Genomic DNA, 15,298 nt, shown 5'->3' with positions numbered 1-15,298 from the left:
CGAATCCAAATAAAATAAGCCGGACCTCATGGGTCCGGCTCGCGAGATAATCGGTCATTTCTGTACTACCATACGATCTCCAGAAAGGAAGCATCATCTTCCAGGCCGCCTGTATGGCGGGCATTCATTAATACTTGCACTTGCTCATCGGGAATCGGCTCCTTCATCGGGTCCAGATCCGTAAGCCCGTCGCTGTATAATTGAAGACGATAACCGGTCTCGGGTTCCAGCTTGCACGTAAACACGTGAGGACTGCCTCCGATCGGTCCGGTGCGGGAAGACCAGCGTTCGGCCGTTCGGAAGCGGTCTCCGAATATCGAACTAATCTCGTCCTGCTGACGCCATAATCGTACCCTGGAGTCTCCCTGCCAGGCAAGCCACAGCCTTCCTTTTCGACGAAAACCCGATGACCGCTCGATGCGTCCGCATATGTACATGGCTTCGCTTCCCTTGCGCTGCTTCTCCTCCAGCACTTCACGCAGCAGCTTGGGGGTTTCGGAGCTCAGCGAATGCGTCCGAATTTCCCGATCTGCTTCAAGCGTTAGTTCCTTCAGCTTGCGCTCCAGCGATGAGGACGTGGGCTCTTCAACCGTATCCAGCCAGTTCATCAAGCCCTGACCGAGCAGGCGCGAAGCCACATCGCCTCGGTAACTCAAGCCGACGCCGTCACACAATACAAAATGGCAGACCTCTTCATCCATTTTCAATGCAATGAAATCCTGGCCCGTCTCGGAGAGCATGACGGATTCCGCCGCTCTGCCATACGCATAACGACATGTGAACAAATCCCTAATCTTCGTAAGCGGCTCTTCCCCGGTCTGCTTGCTTTCGTAATAAAACGACGCTGCTTGAGCCTTCCGCTTGCGAATCCCCAACGTTTCCATGCTTCTAGCGTATGATCGCTTCATGTTGTGACCTCTTACCTTACCGGCGTGGCGGCTGACATCTGGAACCCGATGGACACCAGCTCGGAGCATGTGCCCGGAAGCATCATCAAGGCCCCCGGACTCAGCTGATAATCCGCCTCAACCAGCATTTCTCGATAGCTTTCGGGAAGAACGGAAGACATCATCTTGAGTTTGCGCGCATGTTCATCCTCAAGCTGCGTATCAGCCAATATCCCCTTCCAGCGGCGTGGTTCGGAGATCGGCTGGTTCATCAGATGGTCGGAGATGAAAATATTCTCCACCAGTACGTTTCCGTCCGGAACGCTCATATTCATGATACGGCGGGCAATCGGTTCCGGGTCCTCTCCCGTGGCCACGCCATCCGTCATATGGCATACGAGCGGCGCAGGGCAATCCTGCATGTTGGGAATCTCCGATTGCAGAATTTTCTCGGCCTGAAGAAACGCTTTGGCCGAATCGGAGAAACGCTTCGGCGTCAAATCCGGAAGCGAGCCGATCGCCGCAATTTCGTCAATGCCCTTGATCCCGTTTAACAAATCATATACGTCATCGCTGTATGCAAGGATGGCGATCCGGTACCTCGGCGTCAGCCGGTTCCCCTTGGTGGAACGAAACACCATTTGCCGAATGGCTAAGGATAATGCTTCGTAAACAACATCAATCCTTCTTCGATCCTCCATCAGCATATTCATGGACGCGCTGATATCAATCAGATATATAATGAGCGCTGGCGTGCGCTGCGATGCTTGAATGGTATAGTTCATCGTGAATAACATTCACCCCTGCAATTTGTCATGTTTACTTCTTTACAGTTTAGGTATCCAGTGGCTGTCGTCACTGATGAATTGCTGCAGATTGTTAAGGCGGCTGCTCATTTTGCCAACCGTCTTGTAATAGGATTTGTCCTTGTTATATAGCGCTATGAATTCACGGGCGGCATTCTTCGCGCGGTCCTTGTTGCCGGCCACCTGCGCATTATACGCCTTGTTATACAAGGCAACCAGTTCGACAACGTTTTGGGACCGCTGCTTCTGAAGCTGGGCGGCTTGCGCTTGCTGGGCGGCCCGCGCTCGAGCCTGTCGTTCCGCCTCCGCCTTGGCCGCTGCCTCTTCCTGAGCCTGCTTTTTCTTCTTCTCTTCCAGCTGGGCTAAATACGCCTCGTATTTTGCCTGATTATCATATTTCTCCTGGAGCGCCTGCTTCTTCTTTTTCTCCTCAAGCGATGCCAGATAAGCTTCATACTTCGCCTGCTTCTCATACTTTGCCTGAAGCTCGGATTTCTCCTGCTCCTTGCGCGCCAACTCGGCTTCCTCGGCCTTCTTCGCCTCTTCCGCCTTCAGGCGTTCCTCTTCGGCTTTTTTGGCCTCCGCTTCCTTCTTTGCAGCCTCCTCCTGCTGCTTCCGCGCTTCTTCCTCCTGCTTGCGCGCAGCCTCTTCTTTCTCCTGGGCCTGCTGCTCCGCTAAACGCTGGGCATCCATCTGGCGGCTCTCGGCCTTCTCAGCCAATATCTGATTCACCGTAATCGCGGAGCCCGCTAAGATCACGATGGCCGCAGCGGTAGAAAGCATGAATTTGCGGGATGACAACAAAGCTTTAATGCCTTTGTTGGATGATTCTTCAGCGGGACGCAGTTGTTCCTCCAGCCCCTGTATGGCGGCCGCAAGCTCCACTTCAAGCGGACTGTCCTTCTTTACGAAGTGATACGCCGAACGGAATATCTCCAATGCTCCGGAAAGATTGCCTGCCTTCTCCAAATCGCGCGCCTGATGAAACAAGCGTCCTACTACATTGTCGTTAACCTCTCGCGTGCCCGGCTCGATTCCAAGCGATGCCATGATGTCAGCAGGCACCTCCCGGGAACGTTCAGATCCGGATTCATCCGAATCGTCCTCCTGGGCAGCCGCAGCGGCAGTGGCGGCGGCAGCCGGAGCTTCTTCCACCACTTCTTCCTCACTTACCGAGGATAAAGCGATGAGCCACTCGCCAAAGGTAGGGCAGCTGCTCAAATCCTGACTGTCCCAAGCTCTGCCGAACAGATCCGAGATCCGTGTGCCCCAACGCTGACCCAGCGATTTTTTAAGCAAAAAATAACGTTCGCACGGAGTCTGCATTTCATGCTGATCAAAATAGCTTTCGCCCCATGCCCGATTCACGATAGCCGGATCGCTCCACCCCAGCATCTCGGCAATGATGACGGCCCCTGCAAAACGATCGGCATACGCACTCCATAAACCGCTGTGCACCGTTCGATGCGCCGCATATCCCGGCGAGCCGGCGAGCAAAACGTCGGGACGGTCCATTTTTGGACTGTACATCTGCTCCACATCGACAAGCTCCACGGCGGCAGCACCTTCCGGCAGCTTCACTTCCGAAAAAAACGGAAGCATGACATTGGGCGCAGACAGATCGCAATGCGCCAATCCACGCTGCTCCATGCTTGAGCCGATGGCTGCCAAAGCCTTGGCCAGCATCAGGCTTTCGGAACGTCCCAGATTACGCTGATCGCTTATAACGTCAAACCAAGTACATCCATGAATCCATGGCATGATGACCGCGTAGAGCAAATCCGGATATTCCGCTATCAAATCTCCGTTTCTTTCGGGAGTGAGCACCTCTCGACTGCTTACCTGCAAACCCGGTATCTCGCGATAATTCCCCATATGCTCGGATTGATAAACCATAGCCGGAATTCTGAACTTAGGAAAAAACACTTTAAGTGCTTTGGCTTCATGCAGCTCCCCATTCACGGGGATCAGCTGGTAGACGATCCCTTGCCTCCCAGCCTGGGCATAAGCTACGCCAGGTGCCGCCGGATGCTGTCCTACCGTATAAGCCGTTCCATTAACAACGATCCCATCGCCCGGGTTTGGCTGAAATGTCATGAACTTCACCCTCTCTTAACTCCATTACCTTGCTATATAACTCTATTAACCGATTGAACCGCGATTGATTCACGATTAACTACATTCTAAATATCCAAAATTGCAAGAAAACCGGGTTGCCTACCACCCGGTTTATTTTGCCTATTAAACTATTATAATGCATCAGAAAGCAAAAGTCTCCGAATGATATTAACGGGATTCGTCAGCCATACGGAATTTCTGAGCGATCGCCTTCAGCTCATTGCTGATGCTGTCAAGCGTTTGTACGAAGGAGTTCATCAAGCGGCTTGCTTCCTGGAATTCCTGGAAGAAGCGCTGCTTCGTCATACCATCCCATTGACCTTCCATTCCGTTGATCGATTGCGTCAGGCTGTTAACGATTTGCTGACTTTGATCACCGCTCTGTTTAAATTGGTTCGCTACTTGCTCCACTTGTTCTGGCGTAATTAAAATACGTCCTGCCATTTATGTAACCTCCTTGAAATTCGTTTTCTGGTGACACTTGACATCTTAGCCCAGAAGACTCGGTTTATCAAAATGTCCTCAGACCTAATTTCGAGTTACCCTATACGTCCCAATTTGAAACATTTTCCATCCCGAATTTCCCAAATGGAATAGGGATTTAGTTGGCAATCCCAAACGAAGACGGATCGGTAAAGGTCCAGCTCTGCCCGGCTAATGCGGCCTGTTTAGCCGCTCCCCCGTTGTCTCCGCTGGTCATGCCCACGGCTGCGGCTGCCGAACTCGGGTTCGATATAACCGTGCCGGAGTTACCATATTCCGGAAGTATGGACGAGCGCCCATCCATCCCGGAAGCGGCGAACAGAGCCGTCGGTGATACGGTGCTTACGATAGCATGCTCCAAAATCGTATGGTATTGATGATCCGTTTCTTGAAATTGATCGGCTTTGCTTTGAAGATGCTTGCCCAGCTGAGCAAGAAGAGCTCCCAGATGCTCTCCAAGACTCCGGGCAGACTGCCATTCATCAATAACCGCCGCTTTGAGAGACGTCTCCCAAACAAGGGATTCCATGGCTTGGTTGAGCGTTCTCGTTATCGCTAAATATTCATCGCCACTATGCTGCAGCTGACGGCTTAACGTCCGGAGAGACTCCGGCTCGACAGAAATACGCATTGGTCCTCACCTTTCATACAGGCTCTGTTACTGTTTCAGCCACATGAGTAACATATGACGAAACTGCTCTTTGGTCGCTGGCGCTGCGGTTAGCCAGTCCTGGTCTCCCTCCAGGCTCATACGCAGCAGCCAATTCATGGACTCGTTCACTATAAATGCTGCATTTTGACTTTCCCAGCTGATTCCGTTCCAAATCGACAGCTGGAGTTCCCCCGAAGATACCTTGTTCTTCATGCATTTCGCCAAAGCGATTGAACCTTCCGCATCGTCCGTCAATCTGGCCAACCGATCGCCGATATCGTCGCAATTATGCTCGGTAACCGAGGTATAGATATCGCCGAATTCCTTCCGGCTAAGCAACAATGCCGGAATATCTCCCCAGTTTTGGTCGCTGAGGGCCAGATCCTGCACCAGTTGATCGCAGGTTTGTTCGATGGTACCGAGTTCGCTAAGCATGTAACACCGGTTGTCTTCATCGCTTCTGCATACTTGTATTACCCGTTCGTCAGTAACATGCAAATATCCTTCAAACGCCGAATCCTGATTTTCATATTTCAACCAGCACGCACGTTCCGCAAGACCGGCAATAGCCACTCGTGAGAAGACTTCGGGTGGGATCGACAATTCCCCGCCTTCCTCTTGAATCAAATATTGCTTGCTTAGGAGCGATTGTTTGGTTTTCTCCCACTCAACCGCGATTTCTTCCGTTAAATATCCTACAAAAGGATCTTCAACACCAAGTAATCGGTCCGATCCGATAATTCCAGCCAAGAAGAAAAATTCCTTGTCATTCAGCGTGATCGTTTCTTGTTTGGAAGCATGAATTGTCAACATTATGAGCCACCTCCCCTCAAACTACAACATGCCATCGGTCGCGAATTTCTGTGACCCATCTTTGGGCGTTCCATTCCTCATCGAACGGAACTGCGCCTTTTATTCTGGAAAATTTACGTTTTACGTAGTACCCCTGTCCCGGCGGAAGTATTTTTAGTCCTCCAGGACTATTAGAAGATTCGGAAAAAGGAATCCGGAAGAACGATAAATCGTTGGAATCCAAGGTTCCGAATAAAAATCCGTTTTGAGCAGCTTTGATATCGGTAAACCAGTCGACGCCATACGTCGGGAAATCCGCCGGCACGCCGGCAATGACGACATGAACCCTGCGGTCCCTTCCCTGTCTGACGATGGCCGACAGCTGGTCCTTCAAGGTGAAATCCGAAAGCTGCTTGCTGAGAACGTCGGCGTCATCAATCATGAGCAGGATGGCCGGGTCCTCGCTCTCCTTCGACCGGGTCTGTACCCGCTCATAAAGGCTCGTAATAAGCGGCCCCAGATCTTCCTCATTCTCCGCGTGGCCGCGGACATGCGGGAGATGGTTCATCCGGCTCAGGCCGCTGCTTCCATAGCGCGTATCCACCGTATAGATCTCCAGCTCATCCGGAGAAGTATGATATGCGAGCGATAGCATCCAGCTAAGAAGGAATGACGTCTTGCCGCCTTCCATTGGACTGGCCACGATAAAATGCGGCCCATCCTCCAGATTGATCGCAAAAGGAGTCAGATCATCCGTAGCCACCCCGACGGGCACCTGATACTTCACCGTTGCGGCCGCTTCATAAGGCTTTTGCACCTTAAGCAGCTGATGGAGCGGAATCTTGTCCGGCAGCGATTCGATCCGCGGGGCTTCCTCGCCATGCCATGATTCATGGTGTACCCGAATCCTGTCGCGAAGGGCTGCCGAACGGTCCCCCTCCTCCTGGCCGGAAGCCGGAAGTGCCGTCTGGAATTCAAGCGGAGGCACCTGGCCTTTGACCAGCCCTCTTCCTGGCGGAAGCTGGCTCGGGGCTCTCGTGGGACGACCCACCGCGTAATAATAGTCGGCCGGATCGGCAAGCTCGTACGATACCGCTTGCGAGATATTGCTCCGCACCTTCTCGAACATATCCGAAATCCGGTTCGCCGTGATGATAAACGTGATGCCCAGACTGCCGCCTTCCCGCAGCAGGTATTCCAGCATATCATTCTCGTCCGGATAGGAATTCCTAAAGTTCAGATAACCGTCGATAACCACGACCAGCTGTGGAACCGTCTCCGTGCTGCCACGGCGGTAGGACGCAACGGTCTTCACGCCAGCCTCGGCGATCATGTCTTTGCGTACAGCGGCCGTTTTCGCAAGAAAACGGAACAGGCGCTTGATCCGGTCATCTTCCTCTGCCGTCATGACTCCCCCGATATGCGGCAGTCCTGCAAAGTCCCGCATCATTCGGCCCATATCCACGATATATCCATGCCAAAAGTCCGGGGTATATCGACTTGCCAACGACATGAGCATCGTTTGAATAAAGGTCGTCTTTCCGAGTCCTGGCATCCCGTATACGGCCCAGTGGCCTTGCTCCAGATTGAGCACCAGCGGCTTCTGGCATTGGTTTGGCAAATCGTCAACCATTCCGACATAGGACACGAGTGCCGAATCGCCGAACGCAGCCGGCTGTTCAATGCTGGATTGCACTGTCTCCAAATCCAGGCTCTCCGGAAGCGGCGGAAGCCAAGGCCCCTGCAGCCGTTCGATCCCTTGCGCTTCGGCCACTTCCGCTACATGGTCAATAAACACCTGCAGCTGTTTGGGCACTTCCAGATGCGCTCCCAGGGATGGAGTCGACGCAAGCAGCGGTTCCGTCTTCCCGTTGATCCGGACCTCTCGGATCGAGACGGCGCCTGGCGTATCCTTCTCTTCAACGTAAGGAGCGCCGCTCCAAGCAAACTGCATTTCTTCAAACACTTCATCGCTGCCCACCTGGAAGTAGCCTCGTCCGGGCTTGTTGATCCAGGCTGCATTCGGAATCTTCAGCATGTCGCGGCTGTCGCCCTCGCTTTGTACCCGAAGACAGATGCGGAAGCGAGAATTACTCCAAATTTTATCGTCCACGACGCCGGCCGGCTTCTGCGTCGCCAAGATCAGATGGACACCCAGCGTTCGCCCGATTGCGGCGATGCTGATCAGTTCATCCATAAATTCAGGCTGGTCTTTCTTCAGCTGTGCAAATTCATCAATGATAATGACGAGATGCGGGAGCGGCTCGCCATGGCGATTGCGCAGCAGCTTGTAATACTCGTCAATGTGCTGCAGATTTCCCGCATCGTTCAATATTTTCTGGCGGCGGACCAACTCGGCTTTGAGCGACACCTTCGCCCGCTCGATCAGATTGTTGTCCAAATTCGTTATGGTGCCCACGACGTGCGGAAGGTTCACAAACGTATTGGACATGCCGCCGCCCTTATAGTCGATTAGCATGAATGCCAGATCATGAGGGTGAAACTCCGATGCCAGGGAAGCAACGATGGATTGGATAACCTCGCTTTTCCCGGAACCGGTCGTTCCCGCGATCAGGCCATGCGGTCCATGACCTTGACGCTCTATTTTATCATGAAGATTCAAATTAATCTTCTTTCCGCCCGCTCGCACACCCATGGGAACGGGCAATGAATCCGGATATCGGTTCTGCTGCCAGCGTTTATATACATCCAAATCGTCGATTTTCTGAATATCCATCATCTCGAATAGTGCCAAAACGCTAGGAATATCGGATGCAGAAGACCGCTTCAGCCGAATCGGCGCCATATACCGGGCCAATGCTTCGATCTGTTCCCTGCTGATGTGATGGGATTGGAAGGATTGCTTGGAAACGGTGCCGTCCGGTTTCTTGATCGTGTACGCCGCCTGCTCCCGATCGACTTCGACGATAAGCTGGCAGTGCATCGGCAAGCTTTCTTTCCGGTCGGATAGAATGATGGTGACGGCGTCAGCCGCATCGGCATCTTCCATCAACAGAGGCAGCAGAGGTTCTTCCTCAATCAATTGGGCTGCGGATAGGATCACGACGTAAGCCGGCGTCTCAATCGATTTTTTTCCATGTTCGGAGCGATTGTTTTTACGCCGGTATAAATGGGTAAATATTTCATCAGCAAGCTGATGCGCATTGCTCCGTCGATCTGCAAGATAGCGGCTGGAACGGTCATCATCCCACGTATGGGGCAGCCAGCGCAGCCACTGCCATTCGCTTGCTTCCCTCTCCTCGTAGAAGGCGGCGATTTTCACTTCGTCAGGCGAGTGCCTGACGGCGGTTTGGGCCATCATGACGCGAAGCATGTTTAATACGCGTTCTCTTCCGCCGACGATCCCGATGACCTTGGATTCGAATAACGGCAGTGCAATCGAGGCATCGTCGACCGTCTGGAACTCGGATGACAGCAATTCGGCCGCTTCGATTAACGGGTCCTTATCATACCCGTCCGCACGGGGAGGCTTCACGTTAATGTGAAACGGCACTTCCCCCTTGCCCACGCAAATCTCCAGAAAATCCTTATCTTCCGGGGAACGTTCCCATAAACTGCTGCTCCGGTTCTTCACAACGTTGTAACAGACGTCCGGATCCCCATGGATGTCAAACAGAATATGGACCTGATCCTCCTGCCGCTCCTTCAGTTCTTCCCGATGCACGTCAAGCTGAGCCCGGTACTTCTGATTCCGTTCGGCCAGGTTCTTCTGATAGGTCTTCTTGTTGCTTAAATACATGAAGAACGGCAGCGTGTAGGATGTCAGCATCATAAAGATGGAGAGCATCTGGAACATCATGTAATTGGGATTCCCCATCTTACCGCTTACGTTCATATAGACATAGAAACCGATCGTCGCCGCCGTCATAATAATCGGGATAATGATGGCAATCATGGAAAACGACGGCTTGCTTGGCTCGGACGGTGGTCTCAGAATTTCCAAGTCTTCATTCGGTAAAGCCGGTCTAATGCGCGGCGAACGTTGGTACAACACGTTCATATGTCACTTCCTCCTAATCCAAAGCATCTGAAATGTACAATTATGTATTTGGCTGTTTCAGTTAAAACCAATGGGTTACTTACCCATTTTCAACTCTCTTGAAACAACGATCTTCTGCCATAGACAGGAGCTTCATCGGTGGTTGTCGAGAATGCGCGCTGCAACCGAACGTAGGAGCCTTCCCTCAATCCCGCTTCAACCAGGTTAGAGTGGCCGCCTACCGTAAACCACAAGCCTTCCGGGAATTTCGCTTCTAATATATATTGAATCCCTTCACTCGAGGGTTCGCGAAAAAGACGTAATCCCAGCAGCTCGTTCAACCGTTCAATGGAGCATTCATCGGGTACGTCGATATCAAACCAATCATCTTCGTTTCGACCGCTGATCACGGTGAGTATCATCTGGTCAACCTGCCTTCCTCAAAATGGTAATCCTATGTTTATTCCATATTGAAAGCCCAATCACCTATTTCAATAGTTGCAAAAAATAGTTACATTATTGTAACTATATCATTCCAGGGTCTGTTCTGTCAATTTGTGTCATATTTCCTATTTCCTATTTTCGATGCGGATTTGTTGGTTCCGAGGAACTATTTGTGTATTCATTATAGGGGAAATCCGGGTTTTTCGACGGTAAAATCCCGTCGTTCACAAAAATGTCACGCTCATAAAAATGATGCTGATTAATTCTATGAATTTAAGGTTATTTTAAGATTGGCAATTTATAATGCAAATATCATGAAAAAACTTTCGTGAGGTGATTGATATGAAAACACTGATCATGTTCCAAAACAAGCCGGTTCCCGTTTATTTTACTACGGATAGCAAGCAGCCGGTTCAAAAGGTATTGAAACTGCTAACCAGCGCGCTTGACCATAAAATCCAAACCGGCAAAAAGGCGCTGCAAAAATGCCTCAACTCCCTCATCAGCATTGAAATCGAGGGATCCGAGGCAATTCTACACAGCAAAAGCGAAAACGACTCTCTTGCGCTATCTCTCTTTTAATAAAAGAGGGGTAGCCCTTTTTTTGTTTGTCTCCATTATAACCCGTAATAACGATCCTCGGCTATCTGCGCCCGCTGAATTCGGATCTGGAACAATTTCACGAGATTTCTCCGCGTTGTGATCTCCTGGCAATTACTCAGCTTTTTTAATATAAACCGATCGATGGACATACTGTTCATCCCTCCATTCTTGTCTTGGAAAAACGACCCTATGTTCTGATAACTTCTATTAACCGTGCCTTTTCAAGATTAAACGAGACTTCCGCCCTTATACAAAGCTTCTCGTTCGACGTTTTTTGATGCTAACCCATTTTATGATCAGTACCTTGCATTATTCAGTACTAAGTGATATCTTATTGTAGATCACTACTGAATATTAATTACTACCTCGTGATAACAGCATGAACATGAATTTACGAAAGGAGGTATCGCCGTATGAATGTCAGTATTCAATTCAAAAAAGGCGTTCTTGAACTCTGCGTGCTTGTGCTGATCCATCGCAAGGACCAATATGGCTACGAGCTGGCTCAAGCCGTCTCCCGGCATATCGAGGTAGCCGAAGGCGCCCTGTACCCTCTCCTTCGCAGGCTTGTTAATGAAGGCTACTGCACCACCTACCTCCAGGAATCGAGCGAGGGCCCCCCCCGTAAATATTATAAGCTGACGGACAGCGGAGTGATTTATATGCGATCTATGGTGAAGGAATGGCAAGCATTTGTAAGCAACGTGACCAATTTGATAGAGGAAGGGAATTTGTATGACTAAAAAACAGTTTATTTCGATTTTGGAATCTCGCCTTGCCGCGCTTCCTCCGGGGGAACGCCGGGAATTCATTCAGGATGTAGAGTCCCATTTTGTCATCGGCATGCAGAATGGGCGTTCCGAAGAGGAGATTGCCCGGGAGTTGGGAGACCCTTTTGAGATGGCGAAGGAAGCTTTAGGCGACCGGTACGTGGATATGGAAATGCCTGCTCCCTCGGCGGTCAGAAGACCGTTTGCCATAGGCAAATATGCGGTGGGAACCGGTTTGTTCTTCTGTGCATTAGTGACCGTCCCGTTCCTTGCGGCATTATGGTCCGGTGGCGTCGCCATCGCTCTGGGAGCCCTGGCAACCTTGCTGAGCCCGGTGCTCGTTCTGCTCGATTACATCCTGAATGGAACGTTTTATCCGGCTAAATTATTCTTATCGATCTCCTTGATCGGAATCGGCATCTTCCTCGGATATGCCACACGCTCGGCCATGGTTGGATTGTTATCGTTAACCTTGAGGTACTCCAGATGGAATACACGTTTGTTGAAGGGTCGTGACGCACAGTGAACAGAAAATGGTTGTTCAGCTTAGCAATCGCACTTATATTGGTAGGAATCATCGGCATGGCTGCGAACAAGTTTAAATTCGGGGAAGAACTGGTCAGCTACCAGAACCGATGGGATCTGCAGGATGCCGTGAATTTGAAGAATTTAACAATCACCAGCAATATGAATGTCAGTTTCGCTTTTGAGGACAGCGGCGATGATAACGGGTATATCGCTTTTGACGGCAAATTAAAGCCGGATCATGTCGATATCCTTGAAGCTTTTAAGCCTGCAGGTCAAGAAATCGATTTGGATCTGACTACGGCTGATTCGTTTCAGTTTATGAGCGTGGACTTTCATTCGCCGAAAGGGAAAATAACCATTGTCCTTCCTTCAAGCACGAAACTCGAGGAGCTCGATTTATCAACGTTATCCGATAACATCCAGGTAAGCGGAGCTTCGTCCAAGTCGATTGCCATTTCCGTAAAGTCAGGCAATATCAACATGAACGGAATCGTAGCTGACCAGTTGAACGTAGAGAACATTTCGGGCAGTATTCGCGGCTCCGACATTCAGGCCTCCGCTCAACTCGTCAATCATTCAGGAGACGTCGAATTGAAAGATATGGAAGGCCCCGTGGACATCGAGGTCACTTCCGGCAATGTAAACGTAGGATTGCTCGGCGTTTCGTCGGTGAATATCCTGTGCAGATCGGGCAACGTGAAAGTGCAGCCTGACCCTTCATTCCGCGGTTTCTATGACCTTAAGTCGCTCACCGGATCGATATCGGCGCCGGAGTCATTGAAGGAAACAACCGATACCATCCAAGTGGAAACCTACTCCGGTAATATCGATATCGTACACTGAGGCATTGTTGACAAACGATAGAAATGAAATATACTATAATTTATAAAGTAAACTATACAACAAGGAGAGTCTTCATACATGTCGAATGTACTATTCATCAAAGCTAACAACAGAGCGATCGAGCAATCGGTCAGCGTAAAAATGTACCATGAGTTTCTGGAATCCTTCAAAGCAAGCCATCCGGAAGATCAAATCACGGAGCTTGATCTGTTCGCAGAGAATCTTCCATATTACGACGGAACAGCCATCAACGGTATGTTCAAAGCTGCCAAGGGTTTGGAAGCTACTCCTGAAGAGCAAGCGGCTGCTGCCAATGTCAGCAAATATCTTGACCAATTCCTTGCCGCAGACAAAATCGTGCTGGCTTTCCCATTGTGGAACATGACCGTCCCTGCCGTTCTTCATACCTATATCGATTACCTGAACCAAGCAGGCAAAACGTTTAAATATACACCGCAAGGCGTGGTAGGTCTCGTGACCGGCAAAAAAGTCGTCATCCTGAATGCACGCGGCGGCAACTATTCCGAAGGTCCTATGGCTGCAGCAGAGATGGCTGTCAACTTCGTTATGGGCAATCTTCGTCAATGGGGCGTGCAGGATATCGAAACCCTCATAATCGAAGGTCACAACCAGTTCCCTGACGAAGCGGAAATGATCGTTCAGAACGGTCTTGAGCTTGTTAAAAAGGCCGCTGCCGGATTTTAATTGAACTTATACGTATTCATTCATATAGCACTTCGCAAAAGCTGCCTTCACTGACCCAATCAGTGAAGGCAGCTTTTTTGCTTTCGTTTAGAGCGCATCCCACTGCGTCCATTCCTCGCGCGGGTTAAGAATATAGATTTCCTGATCCCGGCTCATAAATCGATGATTGATAAATTCTCGCCGAATCGTCGCATAATCCTCGTGAAAGCGCTTGATAAACGCATTGATGTCCTTTTCCGGATATTCCCTCCCCGCCTCCAACTGCTCCACCAAAAATTCCATGATGACAAGCTTCTTTTTATACTGTGCCGGGATGGACCGCAAGGATCCGTCCTTAGCAATAAAACTGCGAAGAACGGATGCTTTGTAGGCTTCTCGGGCAGTCTGTTCCATGCTGGACTCCTCCTTTTCGACAAACAATTTAACGAATCTCTAATTTAATGTTTATCTAATTAGATATTAATTAAATTACAATTGTTTGTCAATCTCTTTCTGCATTTAGGCCCGCTCGGACGGGAGTGCGATCGCCTGCATTCTGGATTTATCGCGATAATTGCTGTAGGATTATAATGCTGATAGATAGCGTAAGGTTAATACATAAGGAGGTTCATCATGCTCGACGTCTTAATTATCGGCGCAGGCCCATGCGGTCTAGCAGCTGCCATTGAGTGCGGCCGCCAGGGCCTCAGCTGCGAGATCATTGATAAACACAACGTAGTCCATTCCATTTATCTCTATCCGACCCATATGCAGTTTTTCAGTACGGCTGAAATGCTTGAAATCGGAGAAGTTCCGTTCGCCATATCGAATGACAAACCGTACCGGCACGAGGCGCTGGCCTATTATCGCCGGGTCGCCAAACATTTTAACCTGAATATTTCCCCATACGAAGAAGCCCTCACCATTGCCAAGCAGCCTGACGGCGGCTTTCAGGTAAAGACGCGGCGACGCGGCGGTGAAGAGACCCTTCGACAAGCCAAACACGTAGTCATTGCTACGGGTTATTTTGATCATCCGAATTATATTGGCATTCCTGGTGAAGACTTGGAGAAAGTAACCCATTATTTCCGGGAAGCCCATCCTTATGCCGGCATGAAAACGGCGATCATCGGCGGCAGCAATTCCGCGGTGGATGCGGCCATGGAGCTAATCCGTGTCGGGGCCGAGGTTACGATGGTCTATCGGGGCGAGGAAGTCTCGCAGAACATCAAACCTTGGGTTCGGCCCCTGTTCGACAGCATGGTTCAAAAAGGGCATATCCAGCTTCATCTGAACTCCCGCGTCGTTCAAATCGCGGAGTCCTCCATTACGGTGCTTTCGAATCAGGGACAGGAATCGATCATCGAAAACGACTTTGTATTGGCATTGACCGGGTTCCGTCCTGATCGCAAACTGCTCGCCTCTTCCGGCGTTCAGCTCGACGAAGATATGGAGAAACCTCTCTATAATCCGGATACGATGGAGACCAATGTTCCGGGACTGTACGTCGCCGGCGTAATTGCGTCCGGCCGCAATGCCAATGAGGTGTTCATTGAAACCGGCAGGCTGCACGGCCGATTGATCGCGGAGCATCTGGGCACAAAGGTGTAACCAACGTCTTCCAAAGCGTACATTCCGGGAAGACAACCCGCGTGCAATTGATGTTTATTGCGATATCAGGAAGGCTT

Annotated in this window: 16 protein-coding genes; 6 read left to right on the top strand and 10 right to left on the bottom strand. The window is 50.5% G+C overall.

The features are described 5' to 3' along the window. Window positions 1-65: 65 nt before the first annotated feature. From JNUCC32_RS05605 to JNUCC32_RS05570, 8 genes are all read right to left on the bottom strand, one after another. The gene (locus JNUCC32_RS05605; protein ID WP_192571319.1) at window positions 66-908 is read right to left on the bottom strand and encodes a hypothetical protein; all 843 of its coding nucleotides are present in this window, start codon (window positions 906-908) and stop codon (window positions 66-68) included. Window positions 909-919: 11 nt separating this feature from the next. After that, window positions 920-1,672: a vWA domain-containing protein gene (locus JNUCC32_RS05600; protein WP_036661656.1), complete on the bottom strand. Its 753-nt coding sequence runs from the start codon at window positions 1,670-1,672 to the stop codon at window positions 920-922. Between the two features lie 42 nt (window positions 1,673-1,714). Further along, on the bottom strand, window positions 1,715-3,790 hold the full coding sequence (locus JNUCC32_RS05595) for a protein kinase family protein (protein ID WP_192571318.1): 2,076 nt from the start codon (window positions 3,788-3,790) through the stop codon (window positions 1,715-1,717). A gap of 189 nt (window positions 3,791-3,979) precedes the next feature. Beyond that, window positions 3,980-4,255 (bottom strand): WXG100 family type VII secretion target, encoded by a 276-nt coding sequence (locus JNUCC32_RS05590; RefSeq protein WP_006211202.1) that lies wholly within the window; start codon window positions 4,253-4,255, stop codon window positions 3,980-3,982. A 157-nt stretch (window positions 4,256-4,412) separates the two neighbouring features. After that, a complete protein-coding gene (locus JNUCC32_RS05585) occupies window positions 4,413-4,925 on the bottom strand; it encodes a WXG100 family type VII secretion target (protein ID WP_015736242.1) in 513 nt (170 codons plus the stop codon). 27 nt (window positions 4,926-4,952) lie between these two features. Beyond that, window positions 4,953-5,759 (bottom strand): hypothetical protein, encoded by an 807-nt coding sequence (locus JNUCC32_RS05580; RefSeq protein WP_015736243.1) that lies wholly within the window; start codon window positions 5,757-5,759, stop codon window positions 4,953-4,955. Window positions 5,760-5,775: 16 nt separating this feature from the next. Then, window positions 5,776-9,759: a type VII secretion protein EssC gene (gene essC / locus JNUCC32_RS05575; RefSeq protein WP_192571317.1), complete on the bottom strand. Its 3,984-nt coding sequence runs from the start codon at window positions 9,757-9,759 to the stop codon at window positions 5,776-5,778. A gap of 89 nt (window positions 9,760-9,848) precedes the next feature. Further along, window positions 9,849-10,160, bottom strand: a complete 312-nt coding sequence (locus JNUCC32_RS05570) for a hypothetical protein (RefSeq protein WP_009590697.1) — start codon at window positions 10,158-10,160, stop codon at window positions 9,849-9,851. 364 nt (window positions 10,161-10,524) lie between these two features. On the opposite strand from JNUCC32_RS05570, the gene JNUCC32_RS05565 reads away from it, so the two are divergent. Further along, complete coding sequence (locus JNUCC32_RS05565) at window positions 10,525-10,764, top strand: hypothetical protein (protein ID WP_006211206.1); 240 nt, start codon at window positions 10,525-10,527, stop codon at window positions 10,762-10,764. A gap of 35 nt (window positions 10,765-10,799) precedes the next feature. Here JNUCC32_RS05565 and JNUCC32_RS31680 read toward each other — a convergent pair whose 3' ends face one another. Next, the gene (locus JNUCC32_RS31680; protein ID WP_260871389.1) at window positions 10,800-10,934 is read right to left on the bottom strand and encodes a hypothetical protein; all 135 of its coding nucleotides are present in this window, start codon (window positions 10,932-10,934) and stop codon (window positions 10,800-10,802) included. A gap of 264 nt (window positions 10,935-11,198) precedes the next feature. Between JNUCC32_RS31680 and JNUCC32_RS05560 the strand changes: the two genes are divergently transcribed. The 4 genes from JNUCC32_RS05560 to JNUCC32_RS05545 all read left to right on the top strand — a co-directional run bounded on the left by JNUCC32_RS05560 (window position 11,199) and on the right by JNUCC32_RS05545 (window position 13,631). Next, the gene (locus JNUCC32_RS05560; protein WP_009590638.1) at window positions 11,199-11,528 is read left to right on the top strand and encodes a PadR family transcriptional regulator; all 330 of its coding nucleotides are present in this window, start codon (window positions 11,199-11,201) and stop codon (window positions 11,526-11,528) included. After that, complete coding sequence (locus JNUCC32_RS05555; RefSeq protein ID WP_096774456.1) at window positions 11,521-12,081, top strand: DUF1700 domain-containing protein; 561 nt, start codon at window positions 11,521-11,523, stop codon at window positions 12,079-12,081. The genes JNUCC32_RS05560 and JNUCC32_RS05555 overlap by 8 nt, the downstream gene beginning before the upstream one ends. Then, complete coding sequence (locus JNUCC32_RS05550; RefSeq protein WP_192571316.1) at window positions 12,078-12,926, top strand: DUF4097 family beta strand repeat-containing protein; 849 nt, start codon at window positions 12,078-12,080, stop codon at window positions 12,924-12,926. Before JNUCC32_RS05555 ends, JNUCC32_RS05550 begins: the two co-directional genes overlap by 4 nt. A 78-nt stretch (window positions 12,927-13,004) precedes the next feature. Next, the gene (locus tag JNUCC32_RS05545; RefSeq protein WP_009590690.1) at window positions 13,005-13,631 is read left to right on the top strand and encodes an FMN-dependent NADH-azoreductase; all 627 of its coding nucleotides are present in this window, start codon (window positions 13,005-13,007) and stop codon (window positions 13,629-13,631) included. Between the two features lie 87 nt (window positions 13,632-13,718). Here the strand turns inward: JNUCC32_RS05545 and JNUCC32_RS05540 are convergent, their stop codons facing one another. After that, window positions 13,719-14,024, bottom strand: a complete 306-nt coding sequence (locus JNUCC32_RS05540; protein ID WP_096774458.1) for a DUF2087 domain-containing protein — start codon at window positions 14,022-14,024, stop codon at window positions 13,719-13,721. Between the two features lie 219 nt (window positions 14,025-14,243). Between JNUCC32_RS05540 and JNUCC32_RS05535 the strand changes: the two genes are divergently transcribed. After that, window positions 14,244-15,221 (top strand): YpdA family putative bacillithiol disulfide reductase, encoded by a 978-nt coding sequence (locus tag JNUCC32_RS05535; protein ID WP_192571315.1) that lies wholly within the window; start codon window positions 14,244-14,246, stop codon window positions 15,219-15,221. Window positions 15,222-15,298 lie beyond the last annotated feature (77 nt).

Origin of the sequence: Paenibacillus sp. JNUCC32 (genome assembly GCF_014863545.1) — a bacterium.
Lineage (GTDB): Bacteria > Bacillota > Bacilli > Paenibacillales > Paenibacillaceae > Paenibacillus_AQ > Paenibacillus_AQ lautus_A.
The sequence above is the reverse complement of the archived record's forward strand: the minus strand, read 5'-3'. Positions and strand labels throughout refer to the sequence as shown.

Coding starts and splice junctions, on each gene's coding strand:
- JNUCC32_RS05605 (WP_192571319.1), bottom strand. CDS start 908: ATGAAGCGATCATACGCTAGAAGCATGGAAACGTTGGGGATTCGCAAG.
- JNUCC32_RS05600 (WP_036661656.1), bottom strand. CDS start 1,672: ATGAACTATACCATTCAAGCATCGCAGCGCACGCCAGCGCTCATTATA.
- JNUCC32_RS05595 (WP_192571318.1), bottom strand. CDS start 3,790: ATGACATTTCAGCCAAACCCGGGCGATGGGATCGTTGTTAATGGAACG.
- JNUCC32_RS05590 (WP_006211202.1), bottom strand. CDS start 4,255: ATGGCAGGACGTATTTTAATTACGCCAGAACAAGTGGAGCAAGTAGCG.
- JNUCC32_RS05585 (WP_015736242.1), bottom strand. CDS start 4,925: ATGCGTATTTCTGTCGAGCCGGAGTCTCTCCGGACGTTAAGCCGTCAG.
- JNUCC32_RS05580 (WP_015736243.1), bottom strand. CDS start 5,759: ATGTTGACAATTCATGCTTCCAAACAAGAAACGATCACGCTGAATGAC.
- essC (WP_192571317.1), bottom strand. CDS start 9,759: ATGAACGTGTTGTACCAACGTTCGCCGCGCATTAGACCGGCTTTACCG.
- JNUCC32_RS05570 (WP_009590697.1), bottom strand. CDS start 10,160: ATGATACTCACCGTGATCAGCGGTCGAAACGAAGATGATTGGTTTGAT.
- JNUCC32_RS05565 (WP_006211206.1), top strand. CDS start 10,525: ATGAAAACACTGATCATGTTCCAAAACAAGCCGGTTCCCGTTTATTTT.
- JNUCC32_RS31680 (WP_260871389.1), bottom strand. CDS start 10,934: ATGTCCATCGATCGGTTTATATTAAAAAAGCTGAGTAATTGCCAGGAG.
- JNUCC32_RS05560 (WP_009590638.1), top strand. CDS start 11,199: ATGAATGTCAGTATTCAATTCAAAAAAGGCGTTCTTGAACTCTGCGTG.
- JNUCC32_RS05555 (WP_096774456.1), top strand. CDS start 11,521: ATGACTAAAAAACAGTTTATTTCGATTTTGGAATCTCGCCTTGCCGCG.
- JNUCC32_RS05545 (WP_009590690.1), top strand. CDS start 13,005: ATGTCGAATGTACTATTCATCAAAGCTAACAACAGAGCGATCGAGCAA.
- JNUCC32_RS05540 (WP_096774458.1), bottom strand. CDS start 14,024: ATGGAACAGACTGCCCGAGAAGCCTACAAAGCATCCGTTCTTCGCAGT.
- JNUCC32_RS05535 (WP_192571315.1), top strand. CDS start 14,244: ATGCTCGACGTCTTAATTATCGGCGCAGGCCCATGCGGTCTAGCAGCT.